Genomic DNA, 23,617 nt, shown 5'->3' with positions numbered 1-23,617 from the left:
TTCTGTTTGTAAGTGATCAGGTCGCGTCCGGTGGCGGCTGGCGCTCGACGTCATACTCTCCGGCGACGAGCAGGCGCCGCAGCAGCTTGCCGACCGGTGATTTCGGGATGGCATCGATGAAGACGTAACGTCGCGGACGCTTGAAGTTGGCAAGGCCCGAGGTGCGGCAGAACTGCTCGAGCTCTGCCTCTGACACCGGCCGATTGCGCTTGATAAAGGCCGCGACGACCTTGCCCCATTTCTCGTCGGCAAGACCGACCACCGCCACTTCGGAAACCGCTGGATGCAGCGACAAGCAGCTCTCGATCTCCACCGGCGAAACATTCTCGCCGCCGGTGATGATCATGTCATCGACGCGGCCGGTGACGAAGAGATCGCCCTCGGCATCGATAAAGCCAGTGTCGCCGGTAAGGTACCAGCCCTCGCGCAACGCCTTGGCATCGGCTTCGGGCCGCCGCCAATAGCCCTCGAACGCCTCGTCGCCGGCGAGCGAGGCGATGATCTGGCCTTCCTCTCCCGGTGCGGCCAGTTCGTCCACCGAGCGGGAGTTGATGCGGACTACCCTGATGTGCTGGTTGATGCCGGCCTTGCCGGCTGAGCCGGGCTTGGCCAGCGCATTCTGGTCGATCGTGAAGGTGTAGATCTCGGAGCTGCCGTAGTGATTGACGAACAGCTCAGGCTTGAACACATCGGCCAGCTTCTTCAGCAGTCGATCCGTCATCGAGGCCCCGGCAAAGCCGAGCTTTCGAACGCTTGAGATGTCGGTGGCGACAAACGCGTCGTGGTGAACGAGATCGTGATAGAGCGTCGGCACCAGATAGAGATTGCTGACCCTCTCACGGTCGATCAACGCCAGCGCCTCGCGGGCGTCGTAACGCGGCAGGCAGATGAAGGCGCCGCCGATCAGGGACATGGCGAGCAAGGAGCGGACGCCCATGGTGTGATAGAGCGGCATCACGCCAAGCGTGCGCTCGCCCCGGCCGTAGAGGTTCTGCGCTACATGCGCCACGGCCGCTGCCCGCTCGGCGCGATGACGGCGCGGCACACCTTTTGGCCGCGATGTCGTGCCCGAGGTGTAGAGCATGATCGACCAGGCATCGGCGCCAACTCGCGGCAGGGCGTCGGAAGCGGCGCCACCCACCATCTCCGCGAAGGCCAGGCCGCCGTCGATCTTCATGCCGATCGCAACGCGCTGCAGGCTGGCCGCACGTGTGGCATTTCTGACGGCCTCGGCGGAGACATCCTGATAGAACACGGCGCGCGCCTCGGCATTTTCGATGCAGAAATCGAGCTCGTCGGCCTTAGCGCGCCAGTTGATGGGAGTGAGGACGAGGCCTGCCAATTGACAGGCCCAATGCAGCGTCGCCGCCTCCCAGCGGTTCTGCAGCACTGCGACGACATGGTCGCCGGGCCTCAGCGCGATTTGGTCGAAGGATGCCACGAGCGCCGAAATCTTGCGGTACCACTGGCGATAAGTGAGGCGGACATCGCCATCGACCAGCGCAAGCGCATCCGGATCTCGCGCGACGCTTGCAACAAAGCTACTGCCAAGATCAAGCATCGGACTTCTCTTCGGTAGTGGTGGCAAGCTCGGCGGCCGCTTCGAGCGCCGCCTTTATGATCTGGGTGTATCCGGTGCAGCGGCATAGATGGCCGCTGAGGAGATCGCGAATATCGGCTTCGCGCGGCGAGGGATTGCGGCGCAGATGGTGGTCAAGCGACATCAGGATGCCGGCCGTGCAGAACCCGCATTGCAGAGCGTGGTTGCGGCGGAAAGCCTGCTGCAGGATGCCAAGCCGGCCCGGCGACGGAGCAAGCCCCTCGACCGTCTGGATCTCACAGCCATCGACCTGCGCCGCCAGCGTCAAGCATGAACGCGTGAGCATGCCGTCGATGATGACTGTGCAGGCACCGCAGACGCCGTGCTCGCAGCCAACATGGGTTCCCGTGGCGCCGATCCGGTGGCGCAGGAAGTCAGAAAGCAGCATGCGCGGCTCAGCCTCGGCCTCAACTGGTTTGCCGTTCAGATGAAAGCGGATTGGATGACGGCCATGGGCGGCAAGACGCGTCATTGCAGCACCTCGCCGATCAGGTCGCGCCCAATAATCCGCACCAGATCGCGCCGATATCGCGCGGTCGCGTGCACGTCGTCCCGCGCGTCAAGCTCGTAGGCAAAGCCATTCAACGCATCGTCAAGTGCGGTGCCATCGAGGCATGGCCAGTCCCGCGCCACCGGTACATCCGCGACGCCGCCCACGGCAAAGCGGACGCCTTTCGGCGTTGCCGCCGCCGCACAGGCCACGATGGCGAAATCACCGTGACGGCGGGCGACCTCGCGGAAGGCGCATCGGCCGCCGCGATGACCGGGAAACGACACGGCCTCGATCAACTCGTCTTCGGCGCGATCAGTAGCCATCATACCGACAAAGAAATCGCGAGCTGGGACGCGGCGACGCCGCCTTTTGCTGCGCAGATGCACCTCGCCGCCGAGCGCAATGAGCGCGAGCGGCATCTCGGCGCTGGGGTCCGCATGCGCCAGCGAGCCGCAGATGGTGCCGCGGCTGCGCGTCTGGACGTGGCCGATCCAGGGTAGCGCCAGCGCAAGCAGTGGCAGCGTCCGTGTCAGTTCGGGCCAAGCGAGCAATGTGGCCTGGCGTACGCCCGCGCCGATCGTCACGACGCCAGCCCGCTCCTCGACGCCGTTGAGCTCCTTTAGCCGCATGATGTCGATCAGGACCTTTGGCCGGGCCAGGCGCATGTTGAGCATCGCCATCAGCGACTGGCCGCCGGCCAGCACGCGAGCATCGCCGCCCTCGTTCGAAAGTCCTTCCAGAACTTCGTCGAGGGACTCGGCCCGGACATAGTCGAAGGCGGCGGGCTTCATCGTCGTCCTCCAAACAGGCTTGCGAGCCTGCCGAGCAGCGCAACGAGGGAGAAGCCGCTGGCGGACGCTCCACCGCCGGCCTTGCGCGCGAGAGCCGCGAAAAACTGTCCGATGACCACGCGCGTGGCGCCGTCGAGCAGACGGCCGCCGATGCTGGCGACCTTGCCGCCGATCGCGGCGTCGTAGCGGTAGTGCAGCCTAGTGCCGCCCTTGCCGTCGGGCTCGAGCGTGATGCGCCCCTCGGCGTCACCGAAGCCGAGCGCGCCCTCGGCCTTGCCGCGCAACGTGACGGCATTGGGCTGGTCGAGATCGAACAGCTCGACATCGGCGCGATAGCGCCCTGTCACCGGACCGATACCCAACGTCACGTCAGCGCGGAAATGCGTGTCGGAGACCTTCTCGACGCGCTGGCATCCGGGAATTACCGCCTGCAATGTCCTGACGTCGAGCAGCATCGTCCACACCTGCTCCGGCACTGCTTTGACGGAGGCGCTGCCCTCGCCGCGCAGCCGGCGGTCTGCCTCCCGAGCGGCACCTGCCCTCAATTGTCCTGCCGGCGGCGCCGGCTCCGGCCCGCGCGCCAAGTCGGCGAGCTTCGCCGGCACCAGCGGCAACGTGACGTCGGCCAGTCCCAGCGCATCGGCCACGGCGTTGGCGATGCACACCGGCGTCGACATGCAATTGCCCTCGCCGACGCCCTTTGCTCCCAGCGGGGTAAACGTCGAGGGCGTCTCCATGTGAATGATCTGCGGCTCCGGAACTTCGGTCGTGGTCGGCAACAGATAGTCGGCAAACGTTCCGGTCAGAAAGCTGCCGTCGGCGGCATAGGCGTATTCTTCAAAAAGCGCCGCCCCCAGCGCCTGGGCAAAGCCGCCGCGGATCTGCCCGTTCACCATGCCGGGATGCAGGATCGTGCCGCAATCATGCATGGTGACGTAGCGATCGATCCGCGTTTCAAACGTCGTGCGATCAATCTCGATGCCGCAGAAATCGAAGATAAAGCCGTGGCAGAGCGATGAGTTGATACGGTCATCGTCATCCGGCGCTGTCAGCTCCGGCGGTGTCCAGAACGCGGTTTCGCGGATGGTCTGGCCGGCATCGTCCGGCAGTGAGCCCGGCGACCAGTGACCCAACGCCGCAACGCGCGAGAAGGCGACGCGGTTCTCCGGATTGGACTTCGAGACAACAAAGCCGCCGGCGAACACAATGTCCGCCGGCTCGACATTGAGCTGGCTCGCAGCGATGCGCGCGAGGCGATGCGCGATGCGTTCAGCCGCCAGCTTGGCGGTGCCGGCCACGGCGGCCGCAAACCGGCTCGCGTAATTTCCGGAGGCGATCGACCACGCATCCCTAGCGGTATCGATCTCGGTGTTGACGCGGATGTCCTGCGGCCGGAGGCCGAACACGTCGGCGACCACCTGCGACAGCACGGTGCGATGGCCCTGCCCTTGCGGCACGGAGGCGACATGGACGGTAACGCCGCCGACGGGGTCCAGCGCAACCGTTGCGGTCGCCTGCGCGCCGTTCTTCGGCCCCGCCTTGCGGCGCTCCGCTGCAGTAAGCACGGTCGTGATGTAGCCTATGTTGGAGACGCTCGGCTCGACGACCGCGGTGAAGCCGATGCCATAGAGCCGGCCCTGCGCGCGCGCCTCATCGCGTCGCGTTCTGAGTTCTGCGAGTTTCCCCTGCTCAACCGCTCTGGCGATCGCCTCCTGATAGTTACCTGAATCCAGCAGCGCACCGGTTGCCGTGCGATAGGGAAAGGCGCCGGCGGGAACGAGATTGCGCTTGATGAGTTCGAGCGGATCAAGGCCTAGGCCGATTGCGATCCGCTGCACCAGCCGCTCCAATGCGAAATAGACTTGCGGTCCACCGAAGCCGCGGTTGAGGCCAGTCGGCGTCTTGTTGGTGACCACGACGCGATTGCGCACCTTTACATGGCGGATATCGTAGGCGCCCGTGAGATTGCCGTGCATGCGGTAGAGCGTGGCTGGTTCGGGTGCGCGCAGATGCGCGCCGCAATCCTCGACCTGGTCCCAGTCTAGGGCGAGGATCCTGCCGTCGGCGGCGACGGCAGCCGAAAGGGTGGTGGCGCGGTTGGTGGCCGAGACCGAAGCAGTGAGGTGCTCGAGCCGATCCTCGATCCATTTCACGGGACGTCCGACAGCACGCGAAGCCGCGCCGATCAACACAATGTAGGGAAATACGCCCTGCTTCACGCCAAAGCTGCCGCCGGAATCGGGCGGGGTGCGCAGCCGCAACCGGTTGCCCGGTACTTTCAGGGCGCGTGAGATCACCGTGTGAATACTGAACGGTCCCTGGAAATTGGCGAGGATGTCGAAGGCGTCCTCTGCCGCTTCGTAGGAAGCGATCACGCCGTAGGTTTCGATCGGCGTGCAGGAATTGCGGGGATAGCGGATATCGATCGAGAAGCGATGCGCGGCTTCCGCAAACACCCCGTCCGGATCGCCATAGGAGAAGCTGCGGTCACTGGCGAGGTTGCCGAGAAAGCCGTCGTGTAGAACCGGCGCATCGGCCGTAAGCGCCGCCAGCGGATCGACCACGGCCATGCGCGGCCGGCACTCGACGTTGATCAGGTCGACGGCGTCTTCCGCCCGGGCGCGATCAGCGGCAATGACGATGGCGACCGGCTCACCGACATAGCGCACCCGATCGACCGCGATCGGCCAGCATTCCACCGGCGCCTTGACACCGACCACGAGGCTTGAAGTCAATTCTTTGACCTGCCTGCCGGTGAGAACGGCCGCGACGCTTGGCGCACGCCGCGCCGCCTCGGTGTCGATCGAAATGATATCGGCGTGGGCGTAGGACGATCGGAGGATCGCAGCATGAAGCGTTCCCGGCGGCGTTCCGATATCGTCAATGAAGCGCCCGCGTCCGGTCAGGAGCGCCGCATCTTCGACGCGCTCGATCGAGCGGCCGACCCAAGGCCGGCCTTCCTTCCGACCTTCCATGTCGACCGATACGGATCGAGCCGCAGGCTGCGCCATTTATGACATTCCTCCCGATCGCGCTCTGCGAAGCCACGTGGAGCAGATGTAAGAATGCTCGCAGGCCGGGCCATACCGGCTGCTCTCGCGAGTTACCAAATCGTCTCATTTAGACTGCCCGCGACCAGTCAGCTGGCAAGGCGCGAGACGTTGCGGAACTCGCGCGGACTCACACCGGCGTGATCACGAAAGAAGCGCGTGAAATGCGCCGGCTCCGGAAAGCCGAAGCGTTCGCTGAGTTCGCCAAAGGGCACATCCTGGTGCATCACCGCCTCGAGCGCCCGCTCCATTCGCATTACGTTGAGATAGATCTTGGGCGACACGCCGAGCGACGTCTCGAACAGACGGAAGAACTGCGCCCGCGACAGACCCGCGTCCCTTGCGAACTGATCGACGCTCGCGCACGGATGCTCCCGGGTCCGCATCGCTTCCGTGGCGCGCCTGATCCGCCAATCACAGCTCTTCGCATTCATGCGGATCGAAGCCGGAAAGCGGTGCCATGGCGTGAAACGCTCGATCACCGCGATCATCAGATCCGAGAGCGCCTGTTCATGGGTGCGGGTGCAGTCCGGATGCTCTACCATTTCGGCGGCCAGCCGGAGCGTGAGCTGACGAATCCGCGGCGAGACCTCTCCGGAAGGTTGGTCGAAAAAGCCGGGCGCGCCGCTGGCGGCCCAGCCGGAACGAAATTCCTTCAGCCAATGTGGCTCGACGTAGAGCGCGAGAATGAGGGTCCGCGGCCGCGCCGGATCGTGAACATAGGCATGCGGCGTCCAGGCATCGACCAGGACAGCATTGGTATCGGTGAGTGGATAGGCTCTGTCCCCCACCATGAATTGCGTATCGGCGCCTTCGACCTTCAGGAGGACGTGGCACTGCGGATGCGCGTGGCGCACCAGCGAGCGATCCATATCCAGGAGCGCAACCCTACCGAAGGCGCCGTGAGCGATGCGCAGAGCTGTCGACATACTGGTCCTCCCTTCACAAGCTGCTTCGTTTCATGGCGCGGATCGTACCGCGTGCCGCGACGCCAGCGCATGCTGACGCAATTGGGTTAGCGTGGCAGAAGGTGTGATGGCCTCCGGATCGATCTTCAGTTCGAGGAGGGCCGGCTTGCGCCGCTCGTCTGCATAGGTCTTTGCCCGCGCGAAGGCGGCGGCAAAACCTTCAATTTCGAGAACCTGTTCGCCATAGCACCCGAACGAGCGGGCCAGCGCGACAAAATCCGGATTCTCGAGCGCCGTCGCATGAACGCGCCCCGGATATTCCTTTTCCTGGTGCATGCGGATCGAGCCGTACATGCCGTTGTTGACGACAATGATAATCACGCCGAGCCCGTACTGCGATGCGGTCGCAAGCTCGTTGGCGCTCATCAGGAAGCAGCCATCGCCGGCAAAGCAGACTGCCGCGCGGTCAGGATGAACCAGCTTGGCCGCGATCGCCGCAGGCAGGCCATAGCCCATCGCGCCGGATGTCGGTGCAAGCTGCGTCCTGAAACCGCCATAGCGATGGAACTTGTGCACCCAGATCGCGTAGTTGCCCGCCCCGTTCGAGATGATGGCATCGTCCGGCAGGGCTTCGCGCAAGTGAAGCATCACCGCGCCGAGATCGACCGGGCCTGGCATCGATCCGGGTATCTGATCGGCGATGAACTCCTCGCGCGCCGCTGCGAGCCATGCCTTCCGCCGCGCCTCCGTCTCCGCTTCGTGTCGCTCGGAAGGCCGGAGCCCGGCCAGCGCCGCGGCCATCTCGGACATGCCGGCGTTGATCGGCAGATCGGCCTGATAGATGCGTCCAAGCTCGTTCGGATCGGCATGTATGTGCACGAGGCGCTGAGCCGGTCGGGGAATCTCAAACAACGTGTAGCCCGAAGTCGTGGTCTCACCCAGGCGTCCGCCCAGGGCGATGATCAGGTCGGCGCCGCGAACGCGTTCGACCAGCTTCGGACTTGGGCCAAGACCGGCGTGGCCGACATAATGCGAATGCCGGTTGTCAAGAATGTCCTGCCTCCGGAAGCCGGCGACAACCGGCAGGCTGAATGTCTCCACGAAGCTCCCGAGGTCCGCGCAGGCTCGGGCATTCCATCCGCCGCCACCGACGATCACCAGCGGCCGCTCGGCGCCGTCGATCATCTCGACCAAGCGCGACAACTGAGCGGGACCGGGATGGCCCGCAACCCGCACGTAAGGAGCAGCATTCGCGACCGCAGCTCGCTCCGTCAGCATGTCCTCAGGCAGCGAGACCACAACCGGCCCCGGACGCCCGGACACCGCAACATGGAAGGCGCGGCTGACCAATTCGGGGATACGCTCGGCGCGATCGATCTCGACCACCCATTTGGCCATGCTGCCGAACATCCGCCGGAAGTTGACCTCCTGCCAGGCTTCACGCCCCAGCATGCCACGAGCGACCTGGCCGATGAACAGGATCATCGGCGTCGAATCCTGCGACGCCGTATGAACGCCGATTGCGGCATGGCTTGCGCCTGGCCCCCGCGTGACAAAGCAGATTCCGGGATGCCCGGTCAGCTTGCCATACGCTTCGGCCATGTGCGCCGCGCCCGCCTCATGCCGGGTCACGATGGTGCGGATCGTCTCGTCCGGGCCGGCAAGCGCATCGATCGCGGCCAGGAAGCTTTCACCCGGCAGGCAGAAGACCGTATCCACGCCGTTGATCTTCAGCGTATCGACGAGAATTTCGCCGCCACTGCGCTGGCTTGAAGTCATCAACATCGACAGCTCTTCGGCTCATGATAGATGGTTGGTCGAACAGGCCGGCCTTGATTCCCTAAAGCCGATCTTGGGCAAGAACACGCGAAAGCGCAGGATCCGGATTCTTCTGCAGGGCATAAGCGAGATCGACCTGCTCCTCGCCCTTGACGTGAATGCGCTTGAAATCGAGCTCCGGCGCGTCGACCGGCACGGTCGCGTCAAGCCCCATCTTGGCGCTGATGCCGTCCCTTGTGGTCGGATCGAGCTTGGAGCCGAGTGCGCCGGAAACGATCAGCAGATCGCGATCGGCCTGGAAGCGCGTCGCGACCGCCCACTCGATTTCCTCGGAGTCGTCGATATTGACGTCCTTGTCGACGACAACGACGTGCTTGACGTCATAGTGGGCGCCGAAGGCGCACATGATCATGTTCTTCGGCTCCCCGTCTGACGTCTTGTCGATCTTGACGGCAAGGTGGTAGCGGCAGGTGCCGCCGCGCGGCAGACGCACATCGAGCACGTTCGGGAAGCTGCGCCGCAAATGCTGCAGCAGCGTCGCCTCACGCGGCACGGCGCCGAGGATGAGGTGCTCATAGCCACCGCCGACAATCGTGTGGTAGATCGGCCGGGCACGGTGAGTGACGGCGTCCACCTCTATAACCTCCCGGTTTGCGCGCGGCCCGTAGTATTGGGGAAATTCACCGAACGGTCCTTCCGGCTCGCGCACGCGCGGGAGAATTCGCCCTTCGATCACGATCTCGGCCTGAGCCGGCACGCCGATGGAATTGGTCTTGCACTTCACGACGTCAATAGGTTGACCCAGCAGCGCGCCGGCTATCCCCATCTCGTCTTCATCGAGCGCGGCAATCGCCTGCGACGCCAGAAGCAATGCCGGATGGACTCCGATGACGATCGCGATCTCGAGCGCCTCGCCCGCCTCCTCGGCCATGCGGAAATAGGAAAGCGTGTGCCTGGGTAGCAATAGAACGCCGATCCGGTTCGGACCGCTGATCTGGCAGCGATGGATCGATACGTTCTGAATGCCGTTGCGCGGATTGCGCGCGATCAGCAGACCTGCCGTGATATAGGGCCCGCTGTCGCGCTCGTTGTGCTTCGGGATTGGTAGCTGCCTGAGAAGGTCGACCTCGTTGTGGACGATTTCCTGAACCGGCCCGCTGCTAACTTCGCGGCTCGGCAGCGGCTCGCGCGCCGCAGCGAGGAAGCGCGCCAGCAACTGCTCCGCGCCAACACCGATGGATTCGGCGACCCAGTCCCGGGCCGCGAAAAGATTGGCGACCACCGGAATGTCGTGTCCGCCCGGCTTTGGAAATAGCACCGCGCGATCGCGCTCCAGCCGCTTCGAAACGGCAGCAAGTTCGTCGGCGAGCTCCACGCCCTCGCGGGCGACCGCGAGCCTGCCTCGCTCGGCAAGATGGGCGAGCCAGAAGCGCAAATCCTTTGGTGCGTCCGCAGCAGCGGGTCTGGCCAGGTTTTCGGTCCGCATGATGTGCTCCTTTCGGTGGTCTTCGGCAGGCATTCAGGGAGCAATTTTTCGCAGTGGTCGGCGTTTCAGCGCCTCGTCTTCGCCCCAGCGGCGCACCACGCCGATATCGATATCGAACAGGTCGAGCACGCGTCCGACCGTGTGCTCGACCATGTCGTCCAGACTGTCGGGCTTGGCGTAGAACGCCGGCACTGGCGGCGCGATAATCGCGCCGATCTCCGAGAGTGCGGCCATCGTGCGCAGGTGCCCCGTATGCAGCGGCGTCTCGCGCACCATCAACACGAGCCGGCGTCGCTCCTTGAGGACCACGTCGGCGGCCCGCGTCAGCAGGGTGGTCGTGACGCCGGATGCAATTTCCGACGTGGACCGCATTGAGCAGGGAGCGACGACCATGCCTGCCGTACGAAACGAACCGCTGGCGATCGAGGCGGCCATGTCGTCGATGGCATGGTTGAAATTGGCAAGCGCCCTCACCTCCGAGATCTTCAGGTCGGTCTCGTAGGCAAAGGTCTGCTCAGCCGTCTTCGACATCACAAGATGCGTCTCGACGCCGGCATTACGGAGCAATTGCAGCAGGCGGACGCCATAGACGACGCCGGAGGCTCCGGAAATACCGATAATCAGCCGTGAGGGCGTCCGATCCTGCATGACGGTTCGCGTTCCGCTCCCTGTGTCGCGGCGCAACAGACGGTCGAACGTCATGCGCCGTTTGAAGGGACAGTAGGGGGAAGCCAGGATCAGAACAAATAATGATTGATGATAAACTCGATCATCTGAAATGATGGTCGTCTAGCATGACCGGAGGGGACGGCGATGGAATTCAGGCAGATGCAATACTTCCTTTGCCTGGCGGAAGAGAGGAACGTGACCCGCGCGGCGCGCCAGCTCAACATCGTGCAGCCGGCACTCAGCATGCAGATCGCCAAGCTCGAGGCCGAGCTCGGCCAAAAGCTGTTCGAACGAAGCAACAACGGCATGACGCTGACGACGGCCGGCGAAGCATTCTCCCGGCTCGTGTCTCCGATCGTGCGCGACGTCGAATATGCCAAGCAAGAAATGGCGCGGCTCAACGGCCGGATCTCGGGGCGGGTTTCAGTCGGGCTGATCACGTCGGTGGCGCAAAGCACGATGGCGAGTTCGTCGGCAACCGTTGCGCAACTCTATCCGGAGATCACGCTCTCGGCCTGCGAGGGCTACACGGAAACGCTGACGGACTGGGTCAATTCCGGGCAACTGGACTTTGCGCTGATCAACGTGCCACGCCGGCGCGTTTCGCTCACCGCGCACCATGTGATGGACGAGGAAATGGTATTCGCCTGCCGAAAGGATTCGCCCATCAAGCCGCCGACGAACCTGCGCTTCGGGAATCTGCCCGAATTCGACCTGGTCATGCCATCGAGACGGCACGGCCTGCGCATGATCCTGGAGGAGCACGCGGCCACGGCCGGCATCGAATTGAAGCCGAGACTGGAGCTCGACACTCTGCCCGCGGTCTGCGATGTGATCGCCACCACGAATCTGGTGACCGTGCTGCCCACGATTGCACTTCAACAGTCGCTAGCCGACGGCAGGGTGAGAGCGCACCGCTTCGTCGAACCGCGTATCGTCAGATCGATCGCCTGGGTTCATCATCCGCGCCGAATGGTGTCCCCGGCCGCCAGAGCCGTGCTGGATATCATTCGCCGCGACCTGCTCGAGGCAGCGACATCGGCAAGCAACTACGTGCAGCCGCATTCCGGCTGCGCCGGGAGGCGCCGCGCTGCCCGACACGCCAGGTCGCGATCGCTGCATCGCACTGGTAATCATCTGAAATGATCGAGGTTATCATCGCTAATTATTTGCGGTGATGACGGGCCGCATTCTATGAGGAGCTACTCAACAAGGACGCTTTCTCATGACGGGCGATCTTCGCCGCTCTTCATCACGCGCGCATGCCTGGGGCGCAGGCAGCGGAACGACTCCCGAGGCTCGCCTGCGGCAGCGCTTGCCCACGCTGGATGACATCGAGCGTCGCGCGCGCCGCCGCATCCCGCGCTTTGCCTTCGACTTTCTCGAGGGCGGCACCGGGAGCGATCTCAACACGCGGCGCAATCGACTGGCGCTCGACGCGGTGGAATTGGTCCCCCGCTACGGCAATCCCAGTCCCGTCCGCGTGGATGTCGAACTGCTCGGTGTGCACTGCGCCGCGCCGATCGGTATTTCTCCCGTGGGCGTCGACGGCATCATCTGGCCCGGCGCTACGCGGATTCTCGCGCGCGCCGCCGGTAAGGCGCGTATTCCCTATATTGCCGGCTCGCTCGCCACTGCTGCGATCGAAGAGGTCGCCGAGCTCGCAGGTCCCTATGCCTGGTTTCAGCTCTACGGCCTGCCCGCCAACGATCATGCCGTCACTTTCGATCTGATCAAGCGGGCCGCTACGGCCGGCGTACGGGTGCTGGCAGCGACACTGGATGCGCCGGTACGCTCCAAACGGCCTCGCGACCTGCGTAACGGCCTGGTGGTGCCGTTTCGTCCCACGCCCAAAACCATTTTGGATGTGGCTCTGTCACCGCCGTGGCTGCTTGCACTCGCCAGAGCAGGCACGCCGGCCTTTCGCAACATGGAGCGCTATGTCGAAGAGCCGGCGACGCTGGCGAACACGGCCGGCTTTGTGCAGAGCCAGATCAAGGGCACGTTTTCTTGGGATTTCGTCAAGCGAATGCGCGACGCCTGGCCGGGCGCGCTGATCGTGAAAGGCGTCATGCAGCCCGACGACGCCGAGATGGCCGTTGCAGTGGGAGTGGACGGCATCCTGGTTTCCAACCATGGTGGCCGGCAGTTCGACGCGGCGCCTGCCGCGATCGATGTCCTACCCGCCATCGTTGCCAAAGTGGGAGCCAGGGCCACCGTCCTGTTCGATAGCGGCATCCGCTCTGGCCTGGACGTCGCCCGCGCCCTCGCGCTTGGCGCCCGCGGCACATTTGCCGGCCGCGCTTTCCTGCTCGGCCTCGGCGCACTCGGCGAGCGAGGCGCAGCCTATGTGGCCGCAATGCTGAAGGAAGAATTGGAAACCGCAATGGGGCAACTGGGCGCGCATTCTCCCGACGCGCTGACCCTACTCACATCTCGCCACAGGCACACGTTCGATTTTGCCTGAACCCGAGCGCGAAGGCGGCAGCCTTCGTTCGAACCCCATCCGCGATCGTCTTCAACGGCCCGGCCATTCGCGATTTTTTGAGACGCTTTGGTAAGTCCCGAGACTCGGCGGAATCGAGGTGCGTCGGTTGCCTGTCCAGAATTGACTCAAGGGCGCCCAAGTGCGCCACGAGGAAACGTTTGGGTACAGGTCGCACGAGCCCCATGGACAAGAGTGTCCGGGTGGCCACGGTCGCCGGCCCCACCCTTTGAGGACGCCAATGCTATTCCGCTCCACCGCCATTGCACTCTGCACATTGTCCGCTCTCGTCATGCACGGCGCGTCGGCAACCGCAGACAACTACCCTTCCCGTCCGATAACATTGGTGGTGCCTTTTCCGGCGGGAGGCGCAAGTGACGCTATCACCCGTATCCTCGCCGACAAACTGGGAGAGGCTCTTCGCGGCACGATTGTAGTCGAAAACAAGGGAGGCGCCGGCGGCAATATCGGCACGAACAACGTGGCGAGGGCCGCTCCGGATGGTTACACCCTGCTGCTTAGCTCTTCAGGTCCCCTCGCCGTCAACAAGACGCTGACGACGGATCTTCCGTATGATCCAGAGACCGCTTTCGAGCCGATCTCGCTGATCTCGACCATGCCTAATGTTCTGGTCGTCAATCCGACCAAGATTCCGGCAACCAACGTGCAGGAATTTATCGATTTTGCGAAAGCCAGCCGAGAACAGATCTCATACTCGTCGATCGGTAATGGAAGCTCGCAACATCTTGCCGGCGTTCTGTTCGAGCGCCGGACAGGAACGCGTTTGCTTCATGTCCCCTACCGGGGGGCTGGCCAACTAACCGTCGATCTGGTGTCGGGCGACGTGCCGGCCAGCTTTCAACTCATACCCAACATTGCGAGCCAGTTGCAGGCCGGTCAGATAAAGCCGCTAGCAGTGACCAGCAAGCAACGCAGCAAGGCACTTCCAGACGTCCCCACGATGGCGGAGGCGGGATTTTCGGATCTGGAATCCTTTGCGTGGTTCGGCCTGCTCGTTCCGAAAGGGACACCAAAGCCGATTGTCGATCGGCTTCATAGCGAGGTGGTCAAGATCATGTCGGACCCTGCAGTGCAGAAGCGGATGATCGATATCGGAGCCGATCCGATCTACACAAGTCCGGATGAGTTCAAGGCTCTGATTTCGTCAGAGGTGATCAAGTGGCGAAATCTGATCAAGGAAGCTGGTATCTCCGGCAACTGACGACGATTCGGGAAGGATGGTTGCAATCTTGCGGCTTATCGGAGTGCGGCGCAGCTCATACGATGCATGACCAGCCAGGCGCGCGGTGTCGCGCGGTAGGTGCCGTTCGAGAACACCCAACATCGAGATTGCTGTGACACCAGCCGATGACCATCGCGTTTGCGTCTGTCGCACACATGCGCGTTTCCAGACGTCGGGGTCCATGCGCCCACCGCCAATATGGCCTTGTTCTGACCGATCTTTCGCAAGGGGCGCACCAGTTTCGCACCAGAAACAGCCCGACTGGAACGCAACAAACGCGATCGGAAGCAATCAAAAACGAAGCAAGATCAACGAAGCTGATCGATATTCCGCCGCTCATAACGGTCTGGTTGCAGGTTCGAGTCCTGCCGGGCCCACCAGCCTTCGCTGGCTACGCCAGCTTCGGCTCGGCAAGCCACATCGTAGCGAAGGTTGCTGCGCCGAAGCCCATTGGACGTAGGCATGCTTCCGGGCCGCGAGCTACCGCCGGGCCAGCCAGCCCAACCAAAATATCGAAAACAACCCCATGCAAAGTAACCGGCCGTCGCCGCCAAGGTGGCTTCGACATTGACACGTCGGGCAAATCAGGGGCACGATTCTACGATCGCGCACCAGAAGCGCCTGGCCTTGTCCCAGCGACGCGCTTCATTTCTGTGATCGGAACAACCTTTCGACAACTTCGAACCTGCGAGCGGAACGTGCAGATCGGCGATGTCCATATTGGCGGCGCGAATGAGCCGACGATGAAGTATCGCTAAACCTACTATCACCTGGCGCTTCCTACTCGAGAGCAGCTGGGCGAAAGCATTGCCCTGCAAAGGCAAAGGTCACAGGTTCGAATCGTGTCGGGTGCGCCAATTTCCTGCGTTTGTATCGGCTAATGGCTAGACTGTTCTGTAGCTCCGCCTGAGTTTGGGTGAGCAAGCAATCTGATCGAATTCGTCACCGGTAGTTGACACCGATGCGCAATGCCGAAATGCGTGTGCGAGTGCATGCGCCATGCACGGGAAGGCCAGTGTCTGCAGTCTCGAGCCTACGTGCAGCAGCCCGCCCCGCCCGTGTCCGCCCTGGCCTTCTTGAAAGCAGACATCCGAGTAACCGACGCCACGATCTGTTAAGGGCCCATTCACGGACATCCCCAATATTCCGGTAAGCAAACCTGAGGTAATGCTTTACTGTGCGCCGCGAGATATAGGTTTCAAGCAGGTGCAAGGTGAACCGAGAGATATTGTTCGGACCGTTTCGCTTTGACGCGGCTACCCGTACACTATGGGACGGAAGCGTCCCGGTTCGGCTTGGCGCTCGCGCGCTAGCGATCCTGCAAGTCCTCCTTGAAGCACCTGGCGTAACCGTCAGTCGGAGTACCCTGATCAAAAGCGCATGGCCGGGCTTGCACGTTGATCAAAGCAATTTGCGGGTGCAAATCTCAGGACTGAGAAAGGCTCTGCGTGATTACGGCGGCGCAATTCAAGCTGATCCGTCTCAGGGTCCCCGTTCCTTGGTGGAAGCCCGTTGCCTGCTGGACAGGTTGCACCCCTGGACCGCACCAGTTTCGCACCGGAAACAACCTCTTCGAAACACGACGAACGCAATCGAAATCAAACGAAAATGCAGCAAGATCAACGGAGCTGATGGATATCCCGTCGCTCATAACGAGGTGGATGCGCATGAGCCGATAATCGCCGATGAGCTACGATACGTGGGCTGCCAAGCCTCTAGAGACGAAGACATGGTCGCTTGCGGACGGTGGTTGCAGATCGGGGCGACGAGAGGCACCCTACCCGCCCGTAACTATTGTCCGTTCAACTGACCCGTCAGCCTTCCGTGAAAGGCAAGGCTTCGCGGATCGAGCCCGGTGAACTTGATGGAGTGACCCAGCGCGCGGTACTTCGTTTCGATCGCGTCGAGCGCGGCGACACTTGAAGCATCCCATATCTGGGACGATGTGAGATCGACAGTGATCTCCTTTGGATCCGCACGATACGAGAAGCGCTCAACGAGGTCGTTGCTGCTTCCGAAGAACAGCGGGCCGTGCACGGCGTAGCGGACTGTACTGCCGTCCTCGCTCGGCACTCGCTCGACGCGGATAACATGAGCGACGCGTCTGGCGAAGAGCACCATAGCCAGCAGCACGCCACCGGCGATGCCGAAGGCGAGATTGCCGGTTGCGACCGTGATGGCCACCGTCACTGCCAGCACTGAGGTTTCCGACTTCGGCATGCGCTTGAGCGTCGAGGGCATTACGCTGTGCCAATCGAACGTCTTCACCGCGGCAATCATCATGACGGCCGCCAGCGCCACGAGCGGAATTTGCGCCATCAGGCCACTAAGCACCGTAACCAGCACCAGCAGCACGATCGCCGCAGCAATGGTGGATATCCGCGAGCGGCCGCCGCCGATCTTCACATTGACGACCGTCTGCGCAATCATGGCGCAGCCGGCGATGCCGCCATAGAAGCCTGCCACAATATTGGCGACGCCGAGCGCCCAGGATTCCTTGCCCTTGTGCGAGCGGGTGTCGGTTACGTCATCGACCAGTTTGGCCGTGAGCAGCGTCTCCAGCAGACCGACAAAGGCGACGCTGAGCGCGGTCGGCCAGATGATGCCGAGGGTTTCGAGATTGAGCGGCACGGTAAACTGCGTGATGCCGGGCAAGCCTGGCGCCATGGCGCCGCCATTGCCGCCGACATTGGGCACCGTGAGTTGGCCCGAAATTACGATCGCCGTGACGACGACGATGGCAATCAGCGGCGCAGGAATAACCGTGATCAGCCGGGGTGCAAGCAGCACGATCGCAATCGTCAGCGCGAACAAGGGATAGACGATCCACGGCACGTTCAGGATATGCGGCACCTGCGCGAAGAAGATCAGAACGCCCAGCGAGTTGACGAAGCCGATCATCACAGAGCGCGGGATGAAGCGTGTCAGCCGCGCCATGCCGGTCAGGCCGAAGACGATCTGGATGGCGCCGGCAAGCAGGATGGTCGGCAGGATGTAGCCGGTGCCGTGGGTCTTCACCATCGGCCCAATCACGAGCGCGATCGATCCTGCAGCAGCCGTCACCATTGCCGGCCGCCCGCCAAATACGGACATCACCAGCCCCAGCACGACCGAGGAGAACAGCGCGACCTTGGGATCGACGCCGGAGACGAAGGAGAAGGAGATGACCTCGGGGATCAGCGCGAGAGCCGTCACCACGCCAGCCAGGGTCTCGCGCGTGAATTCCCGCGGCGAGGCCAGCACCGAGCCGATTGAAGGAGAGTCGTCGAGTGCCATCTGTGCAGCGCGGTCGTCGATTGCGGTCATGGCAATGCCCTACTGAACAGCGCGCTTCAGCGCGCCGGCAAGATTGGTCTTTTCCCAGGAGAAGCCGCCGTCGCTTTCCGGCGTGCGGCCGAAATGGCCGTAGGCCGCGGTGCGCGCATAGATCGGCTTGTTGAGCTCGAGATGCCGGCGGATGCCGCGCGGCGTCAGATCCATCGACTCGGCGACCGCCTTTTCCAGCTTGTCGTCGGCCACCTTTCCGGTGCCGTGGGTGTTGATGTAGATCGACAGCGGCCGCGCGACCCCGATCGCATAAGAGAGCTGCAGCGTCGCCTTGTCGGCGAGACCGGCGGCCACAATGTTTTTCGCGAGGTAGCGCGCCGCATAGGCCGCAGAACGGTCCACCTTAGTGGCGTCCTTGCCGGAGAACGCGCCACCGCCGTGTGGCGCCGCGCCGCCATAGGTATCGACGATGATCTTGCGCCCTGTCAGCCCGGCATCGCCATTGGGTCCGCCGATGAAGAACTTGCCGGTCGGATTGATGTGCCAGATCGTTTTGTCTGATATCCAGCCTTCCGGCAGCGCCGCGCGCACATAGGGCTCGACGCGTTCGCGCACCTGGTTGGAGCTCATGTCCTCGATCAGGTGCTGGTGTGAGACCACGATCTCGCGCACGCCGACCGGCTTACCGTTTTCGTATTGCACCGTGACTTGGCTCTTGGAGTCCGGTCCCAGCACCTTCTCTTCGCCAGCGTGCCGCGCTTCCGAGATCAGCCGCAGGACCTTGTGGGCGTAGAATATCGGCGCCGGCATCAGTTCTGGCGTTTCGTTGGTAGCGTAGCCGAACATGATGCCCTGGTCGCCGGCGCCCTCCTCGCGGTTGGTGCCGGGCTTGTCAGCATCGACGCCCTGGGCGATGTCGGCCGACTGCGGATGCAGCAGCACCTGCACGTCGACGGTCTCCCAGTGAAAGCCCTCCTGCTCGTAGCCGATGTCCTTGATGGCGGCGCGCGCGGCCTGCTCGATCTGTTCGTTGGTCACCGAGGACGGTCCGCGCGTCTCGCCCGCGATCACGACCTTGTTGGTGGTCGCCAGCGTCTCGCATGCAGCGCGGATACTCCAGGGATCGACCCCGGCCCTTTCGCCCTCGCGGAAGAACAGGTCGACGATCTCGTCGGAGATGCGGTCGCAGACCTTGTCGGGATGGCCCTCCGAGACGGACTCGCTGGTGAAGAGATAGGATGTGCGCATGATTTCCCTCGGGTTTCAGTTCGGCCCGCGCACGACGCAGCGGAAGCCGATGTGACATGTCGATGAATCGATACTCTCGCCCTGCCGCGCGGCCGGCCGCGCCCGCAGGCAGTAGTTCGGGGCGCAAAGATGCGAGCCGCCCTTCACCACGCGCAGCGCCTTGCGCTGATCCGCGTCCTTGCGCTGGCAGCACGATTTGTCCGCGCTGCCGGTGGGTGCGTAAGCCGTCGTGGTCCACTCCCAGACGTTGCCGCACATGTCGTGCAGGCCGTAGCCGTTCGGCGGAAACGCATCGACCGGCGACGTTCCCTCAAAGCCGTCCTCGGCGAGGTTCTCGAAAGGAAAGCGTCCCTGCCAGGTGTTGGACAGATGGCGGCCTTCGGGATTGCCGGCGTCGCCCCAGGGGTACGCAGCCCCCTCGAGCCCACCGCGTGCAGCGAACTCCCACTCCACCTCGCTGGGCAATGCCTTGTCGGCCCAGGCCGCATAGGCCTGCGCGTCCTCGTAGTTGATGTGCACAACCGGATGATTGCCTTTCTGGGCGATCGAGCTGTTTGGCCCGTTCGGATGCCGCCAGTTCGCACCGGGCACATAGGCCCACCATGCACGATGATCGCGCAGGCTGACCGGCCGCGGCGGCTTGACGAAGACGAGCGAACCCGGAACGAGGAATTCCTCCGCCGCATCCGGATACATTTCGCGCATCGGCGTACGCTCGGAGAAGGTGACGTAGCCCGTCGCTGCGACGAACCGGTCGAACTGCGCGTTGGTCACGGGATGGCGGTCGATCCAGAAACCATCCGATGTCTCGCGGTGGACTGGCCCCTCTTCGCGGTAGAATGCGTTCGAGCCCATCAGAAAAGTCCCGCCGGGAATCCAGACCATGCCTTCCCGGCGGACAACGCTTGCGGCGCGGAAGACCGTGGACGCCTCGCCGTTCAGCGAGGCGCCTTGATGCGAACAGCAGCGTGTTGCAATCCGTTCCACGGCCCTGCTCTCAACCGGTCAGCGAAGATTTTGCTTCGGCACGAAGTCGAGCGGCGCACCGGGCGGAATCAGTTCCTCCTTCTTCGCGCTGTCCTCGAACGCGCGTACCACGCGGTGGGCGTGCTGCATCACCCACCAGCGCACATAGCGCTGGTTGACGGCCTCACGCTCCTTGGGGTCTTCCTTCAGGTGGGTGATGCGGGCGAAGCCGAGCGGCAGCTCCGGGTCGTGGAAGTGCTGTTGGCGCTTGAAGTTGATCTTGAAGTCCTTCCACTTCACCGCGTGCAGCTCGTCCTTGAGCCAGACGATGCAGGACTCGCGGTTGGACGCTTCCTGCTTGCCGAGGAAGAAGCCGGTCTGATCGGTGCCGTCGATCAGGCGGTCCTTCGGCGGCTCGCAGCCGGCGAACCTGAGGAGCGTGGTGAACATGTCGGTGACATGCACCATCTCATTGCTCTCGACGCCGGCCGGGACATGGTCGGGCCAGCGGATCAACAGCGGCGTGCGGATGCCGCCTTCGGCCGAGGAGAAGTAGGAGCCGTCGAAGAAGCCGCCGGTGCCGCGGCCGGCCAGATGATCCTCGGCGCCGTTGTCGCCGCACATCACGACGATGGTGTTGTCACGCACGCCGAGCCGGTCGAGTGTGTCGAGCAGCACGCCGAAGTCGTGGTCGAGCATCAGCAGACAGTCGCCCCAGTCGCCGTTGTCGCTCTTGCCCACGAACTCGTCGCGCGGACTCATCGGGAAATGCATCAGCGAGTGGTTGAAGTAGCAGTAGAACGGCTTGTCGTCCTTGACCGCCTTCTCCATGAACTTGATGGCCCGCTTCTGGTATTCGAGGTCGCAGGTCTTCTTGGTTTCCATGGTGAGCTGCTGGTCCTTGATCGGCCAGGCGCCCTTGCCTTTCACGCCCTCATGCATATGCGAGTAGCCGTCGCGCTCGGGATCGTAGTGCGGATCTTCCAGCCACATGCATTCGTCGTAGGTGCGCAGCGGCCCGTACCATTCGTCAAAACCATGATCGGTCGGGAAGCGACCGTCTTCGGCCCCGATGTGCCACTTGCCGTAGATCGATGAGGTATAGCCGGCTTCCGCCAGGATCGACGCAATGGTGCGCTCCCAGGTAACGATGCCGCCGCCATTGCCGCCGAGCGCAATGGTGTGGTTGCCCGAGCGGATCGGGAAGCGTCCCGTCATCAGTGCCGAACGGGTCGGCGTGCACTGCGGCTCCACGACATAATGCGTGAGCTTCATGCCTTCCTTCGCGAACGTGTCCATCCGCTTGGTGTCGGCGCCGCGCAGGCGACCGCCGCCATAGCAGCCGAGTTCGCCCATGCCGAGGTTGTCGACGTGAAAGAACAGAATGTTTGGTTTCTTGGCCATAGTAACTCCGTTGGTGGCGCTATTCACGCCGGGTCTTTGATCTTCGGTTGCGCGGGACTTGCGGAATGGCTCTCCTGCCATTTCGGACCTGGTCCGCGCATGTAGTGCCGTTCGGGTCGGTATCTGCTGCCAAAGATCGCCCAGAGCCTGCGCCATACTGCTGCAAGCGGCGCGCCGAGCTCAGCCATGCCGGGGTTGTTGGCATGAAGAATGCTTGGTTTCCTTGCCATAGATCGCTCCGATCGATTGGCGCCAGGATGCACCAATCCCTTAACGACGCGGGTCGCGCGTCATTTTCCTCGAATTGTTGTTTCGCTCCCTCCCGGCAGCGAGTTCGATGTGTCAGTAGAGTTCGCCCACTCCTTTCGGTCCCACCTTCATTCCAAAACCGGACAGACCGCGGTCCTTGATCTCCGGGGCCATGGCGGCGAGCGATTCTTCGCGGATCAGCCCCTTGAGCTCCTGAACCAGGTTCATGAACTCCGGCGTATCCGTCATTTCGGGTGTGCGCGGCCGCGGCAGCGGCACCTTGATCTCCGCCTTGATCCTTCCCGGCCGCGCCGTCATCACGTAGATTCGGTCTGACAGGAAGATCGACTCCTCGATGTCATGGGTGATGAACAGCACCGAGATGCGGAACTGCTGCCAGATGTTGGTCAGGATCTCCTGCATCACGACGCGTGTTTGCGTATCGAGCGCGCCGAACGGCTCGTCCATCAGCAGCACCTGCGGGCTGGTCGCCAGCGCTCGCACGATGCCGATGCGCTGCTTCATGCCGCCCGAGAGCTGGTCGGGATAATGGTTCTCGAACGAGAGCAGCCCCGCCAGATCGAGCAGCGAGCGCGCCGTCGTGAGGCGCTTGTTCTGGTCGACGCCGGCCATCTTCAGGCCGAACTCGACGTTCTTTCGCACCGAGAGCCAGGGAAACAGCGAGTATTGCTGGAACACGACGCCGCGGTCCGAACCCGGCTTCGTGATCTTCTTGCCGTCGAGCAGCGCCGCCCCTTTCGTCGGCTTGACGAAGCCGGCGACGATGCTGAGCAACGTCGACTTGCCGCAGCCGGATGGGCCGATCAGCGAAACGAACTCGCCGGGCTGCACGTTGATCGAGACTTCCTTGACGGCGACAACTTCGCTTTCAGCACGGCCGAAGGTCACGCCTATGTTGCGGACGTCGATGAAACCCCTGGCGGCTTCCGCATGTGCTTCTGCGACGCTCATTTCCTGCCTCCGGGTGCGTAGGCGAGCCACGGCATCAGGAGCACGCCGACCATGCGGATGACGCCGCTGCAGGCGAGACCCAGCACGCCGATCGTGATCATGCCGAGCATGATCGCGGGATAGTCGACCAGCGAATAGGCTTCCCAGGTGAAGTAGCCGACGCCGAACTGGCCGGAGATCATCTCGGCCGCAATCAGCGACACCCAGGCGACGCCCATGCCGACCGCAAGCCCGGTGAAGATATGCGGCAGCGAGCCGGGCAGGATCACGTTCCAGAACAGCTGCGCCTCGTTGGCGCCGAGACAGCGGCCGGCGCGGACCAGCACGCCGTCGAGCGAATGCACGCCGTGGATGGTGTTGAGCAGGATCGGGAAGAACGCGCCGATGAAGGTGATGAAGACGATCGCCGCCTCGTTGTTCGGCCATAGCATGATTGACATCGGCACCCAGGCGATCGCGGGGATCGGGCGCAGGATTTCCACGCAGGGCATGAACAGGTCACGCACCCGCTCGTATTTGCCGATCAAAAGTCCCAGCGGCACGCCGATCGCGATCGCGATGAAGAATCCGGTCAGGATGCGCTTGACGCTGATGGCGATGTTGACGAGGTACTTGTTCGACAGGCCGACCTGGGTCAGCTGGTTGAACACCTCGGCCGGCGTCGGCACGTTCTTGAAGCGGATGTAGAACTCGAAGCGGTACTTGGTGCCGAGGTACCAGACCAGGAACAGCGCGCTGATCGAGATGCAGCCGAGCAGGACCGAGATGATGCGGTCGCGCGTGATGTGCTTGAGCAGCGAACGCGCCACGGTACGGAACGACAGGGTAGGGACCACCTCCGGCTCGGCCGCAACCGGCGCAGGCGCCGCCTGCCCTTCCGTTACCGGCACTTGCGGCTTCTCAGGCGTGGATGTCATCGTGCTCTCGAGGATCCGCTCCGGATCGATCTGTCCTGTCGGGATTGGGATTGCCACAACCTTCGCTCGCGCCATGTTGCTCATCGCGCG

Annotated in this window: 18 protein-coding genes; 4 read left to right on the top strand and 14 right to left on the bottom strand. The window is 63.2% G+C overall.

All coding sequences use genetic code 11. From position 1 onward, the window contains the following. Positions 1-16: 16 nt before the first annotated feature. From LMTR21_RS06175 to LMTR21_RS06140, 8 genes are all read right to left on the bottom strand, one after another. On the bottom strand, positions 17-1,561 hold the full coding sequence (locus tag LMTR21_RS06175) for an AMP-binding protein (protein ID WP_065755732.1): 1,545 nt from the start codon (positions 1,559-1,561) through the stop codon (positions 17-19). Next, a complete protein-coding gene (locus LMTR21_RS06170; RefSeq protein WP_065755731.1) occupies positions 1,554-2,072 on the bottom strand; it encodes a (2Fe-2S)-binding protein in 519 nt (172 codons plus the stop codon). Before LMTR21_RS06170 ends, LMTR21_RS06175 begins: the two co-directional genes overlap by 8 nt. After that, a complete protein-coding gene (locus LMTR21_RS06165) occupies positions 2,069-2,884 on the bottom strand; it encodes an FAD binding domain-containing protein (RefSeq protein ID WP_065755730.1) in 816 nt (271 codons plus the stop codon). The genes LMTR21_RS06170 and LMTR21_RS06165 overlap by 4 nt, the downstream gene beginning before the upstream one ends. Beyond that, positions 2,881-5,895 carry a xanthine dehydrogenase family protein molybdopterin-binding subunit gene (locus LMTR21_RS06160; protein WP_065755729.1) on the bottom strand — a complete coding sequence of 1,005 codons (3,015 nt, stop codon included), beginning with the start codon at positions 5,893-5,895 and terminating at the stop codon, positions 2,881-2,883. Before LMTR21_RS06160 ends, LMTR21_RS06165 begins: the two co-directional genes overlap by 4 nt. A 128-nt stretch (positions 5,896-6,023) precedes the next feature. After that, complete coding sequence (locus LMTR21_RS06155; protein WP_065755728.1) at positions 6,024-6,863, bottom strand: helix-turn-helix transcriptional regulator; 840 nt, start codon at positions 6,861-6,863, stop codon at positions 6,024-6,026. 30 nt (positions 6,864-6,893) lie between these two features. Then, positions 6,894-8,621: a thiamine pyrophosphate-binding protein gene (locus tag LMTR21_RS06150; RefSeq protein ID WP_065755882.1), complete on the bottom strand. Its 1,728-nt coding sequence runs from the start codon at positions 8,619-8,621 to the stop codon at positions 6,894-6,896. A gap of 61 nt (positions 8,622-8,682) precedes the next feature. Beyond that, the gene (locus LMTR21_RS06145) at positions 8,683-10,107 is read right to left on the bottom strand and encodes a UbiD family decarboxylase (protein ID WP_065755881.1); all 1,425 of its coding nucleotides are present in this window, start codon (positions 10,105-10,107) and stop codon (positions 8,683-8,685) included. A gap of 33 nt (positions 10,108-10,140) precedes the next feature. Beyond that, the gene (locus LMTR21_RS06140; protein ID WP_065755880.1) at positions 10,141-10,755 is read right to left on the bottom strand and encodes a UbiX family flavin prenyltransferase; all 615 of its coding nucleotides are present in this window, start codon (positions 10,753-10,755) and stop codon (positions 10,141-10,143) included. A 165-nt stretch (positions 10,756-10,920) separates the two neighbouring features. On the opposite strand from LMTR21_RS06140, the gene LMTR21_RS06135 reads away from it, so the two are divergent. The 4 genes from LMTR21_RS06135 to LMTR21_RS41730 all read left to right on the top strand — a co-directional run bounded on the left by LMTR21_RS06135 (position 10,921) and on the right by LMTR21_RS41730 (position 16,314). After that, positions 10,921-11,922 carry a LysR family transcriptional regulator gene (locus LMTR21_RS06135; protein WP_065755727.1) on the top strand — a complete coding sequence of 334 codons (1,002 nt, stop codon included), beginning with the start codon at positions 10,921-10,923 and terminating at the stop codon, positions 11,920-11,922. A 79-nt stretch (positions 11,923-12,001) separates the two neighbouring features. Continuing rightward, a complete protein-coding gene (locus LMTR21_RS06130) occupies positions 12,002-13,243 on the top strand; it encodes an alpha-hydroxy acid oxidase (protein ID WP_065755726.1) in 1,242 nt (413 codons plus the stop codon). A 259-nt stretch (positions 13,244-13,502) separates the two neighbouring features. Next, the gene (locus LMTR21_RS06125) at positions 13,503-14,483 is read left to right on the top strand and encodes a Bug family tripartite tricarboxylate transporter substrate binding protein (protein ID WP_084030896.1); all 981 of its coding nucleotides are present in this window, start codon (positions 13,503-13,505) and stop codon (positions 14,481-14,483) included. A 1,234-nt stretch (positions 14,484-15,717) separates the two neighbouring features. Further along, positions 15,718-16,314, top strand: coding sequence for a winged helix-turn-helix domain-containing protein (locus tag LMTR21_RS41730; RefSeq protein WP_084030895.1), 597 nt, complete (start codon positions 15,718-15,720; stop codon positions 16,312-16,314). Here the strand turns inward: LMTR21_RS41730 and LMTR21_RS06115 are convergent. From LMTR21_RS06115 to LMTR21_RS06085, 6 genes are all read right to left on the bottom strand, one after another. Continuing rightward, complete coding sequence (locus LMTR21_RS06115) at positions 16,296-17,810, bottom strand: SulP family inorganic anion transporter (protein ID WP_065755724.1); 1,515 nt, start codon at positions 17,808-17,810, stop codon at positions 16,296-16,298. The genes LMTR21_RS41730 and LMTR21_RS06115 overlap by 19 nt on opposite strands. Before the next feature lie 9 nt (positions 17,811-17,819). Further along, complete coding sequence (metK, locus tag LMTR21_RS06110; RefSeq protein WP_065755723.1) at positions 17,820-19,019, bottom strand: methionine adenosyltransferase; 1,200 nt, start codon at positions 19,017-19,019, stop codon at positions 17,820-17,822. A 15-nt stretch (positions 19,020-19,034) separates the two neighbouring features. Then, the gene (locus LMTR21_RS06105) at positions 19,035-19,904 is read right to left on the bottom strand and encodes a formylglycine-generating enzyme family protein (protein WP_065755879.1); all 870 of its coding nucleotides are present in this window, start codon (positions 19,902-19,904) and stop codon (positions 19,035-19,037) included. Between the two features lie 120 nt (positions 19,905-20,024). Continuing rightward, entirely contained in the window at positions 20,025-21,389 is a 1,365-nt protein-coding gene (locus LMTR21_RS06100; protein WP_065755722.1) for an arylsulfatase, read from the bottom strand. Between the two features lie 342 nt (positions 21,390-21,731). After that, positions 21,732-22,610 carry an ABC transporter ATP-binding protein gene (locus LMTR21_RS06090; protein WP_065755721.1) on the bottom strand — a complete coding sequence of 293 codons (879 nt, stop codon included), beginning with the start codon at positions 22,608-22,610 and terminating at the stop codon, positions 21,732-21,734. Then, positions 22,607-23,527: an ABC transporter permease gene (locus LMTR21_RS06085; protein WP_065755878.1), complete on the bottom strand. Its 921-nt coding sequence runs from the start codon at positions 23,525-23,527 to the stop codon at positions 22,607-22,609. Before LMTR21_RS06085 ends, LMTR21_RS06090 begins: the two co-directional genes overlap by 4 nt. Between the last annotated feature and the right edge of the window lie 90 nt (positions 23,528-23,617).

Source organism: Bradyrhizobium paxllaeri (genome assembly GCF_001693515.2).
Lineage (GTDB): Bacteria > Pseudomonadota > Alphaproteobacteria > Rhizobiales > Xanthobacteraceae > Bradyrhizobium > Bradyrhizobium paxllaeri.
This window is presented reverse-complemented; position numbering and strand designations above follow the sequence as displayed.

What these genes read in the sequence shown, in the direction of transcription:
- LMTR21_RS06175 (WP_065755732.1), bottom strand. Translation starts at nt 1,561, where the DNA reads ATGCTTGATCTTGGCAGTAGCTTTGTTGCAAGCGTCGCGCGAGATCCG.
- LMTR21_RS06170 (WP_065755731.1), bottom strand. Translation starts at nt 2,072, where the DNA reads ATGACGCGTCTTGCCGCCCATGGCCGTCATCCAATCCGCTTTCATCTG.
- LMTR21_RS06165 (WP_065755730.1), bottom strand. Translation starts at nt 2,884, where the DNA reads ATGAAGCCCGCCGCCTTCGACTATGTCCGGGCCGAGTCCCTCGACGAA.
- LMTR21_RS06160 (WP_065755729.1), bottom strand. Translation starts at nt 5,895, where the DNA reads ATGGCGCAGCCTGCGGCTCGATCCGTATCGGTCGACATGGAAGGTCGG.
- LMTR21_RS06155 (WP_065755728.1), bottom strand. Translation starts at nt 6,863, where the DNA reads ATGTCGACAGCTCTGCGCATCGCTCACGGCGCCTTCGGTAGGGTTGCG.
- LMTR21_RS06150 (WP_065755882.1), bottom strand. Translation starts at nt 8,621, where the DNA reads ATGACTTCAAGCCAGCGCAGTGGCGGCGAAATTCTCGTCGATACGCTG.
- LMTR21_RS06145 (WP_065755881.1), bottom strand. Translation starts at nt 10,107, where the DNA reads ATGCGGACCGAAAACCTGGCCAGACCCGCTGCTGCGGACGCACCAAAG.
- LMTR21_RS06140 (WP_065755880.1), bottom strand. Translation starts at nt 10,755, where the DNA reads ATGCAGGATCGGACGCCCTCACGGCTGATTATCGGTATTTCCGGAGCC.
- LMTR21_RS06135 (WP_065755727.1), top strand. Translation starts at nt 10,921, where the DNA reads ATGGAATTCAGGCAGATGCAATACTTCCTTTGCCTGGCGGAAGAGAGG.
- LMTR21_RS06130 (WP_065755726.1), top strand. Translation starts at nt 12,002, where the DNA reads ATGACGGGCGATCTTCGCCGCTCTTCATCACGCGCGCATGCCTGGGGC.
- LMTR21_RS06125 (WP_084030896.1), top strand. Translation starts at nt 13,503, where the DNA reads ATGCTATTCCGCTCCACCGCCATTGCACTCTGCACATTGTCCGCTCTC.
- LMTR21_RS06115 (WP_065755724.1), bottom strand. Translation starts at nt 17,810, where the DNA reads ATGACCGCAATCGACGACCGCGCTGCACAGATGGCACTCGACGACTCT.
- metK (WP_065755723.1), bottom strand. Translation starts at nt 19,019, where the DNA reads ATGCGCACATCCTATCTCTTCACCAGCGAGTCCGTCTCGGAGGGCCAT.
- LMTR21_RS06105 (WP_065755879.1), bottom strand. Translation starts at nt 19,904, where the DNA reads ATGGTCTGGATTCCCGGCGGGACTTTTCTGATGGGCTCGAACGCATTC.
- LMTR21_RS06100 (WP_065755722.1), bottom strand. Translation starts at nt 21,389, where the DNA reads ATGGCCAAGAAACCAAACATTCTGTTCTTTCACGTCGACAACCTCGGC.
- LMTR21_RS06090 (WP_065755721.1), bottom strand. Translation starts at nt 22,610, where the DNA reads ATGAGCGTCGCAGAAGCACATGCGGAAGCCGCCAGGGGTTTCATCGAC.
- LMTR21_RS06085 (WP_065755878.1), bottom strand. Translation starts at nt 23,527, where the DNA reads ATGACATCCACGCCTGAGAAGCCGCAAGTGCCGGTAACGGAAGGGCAG.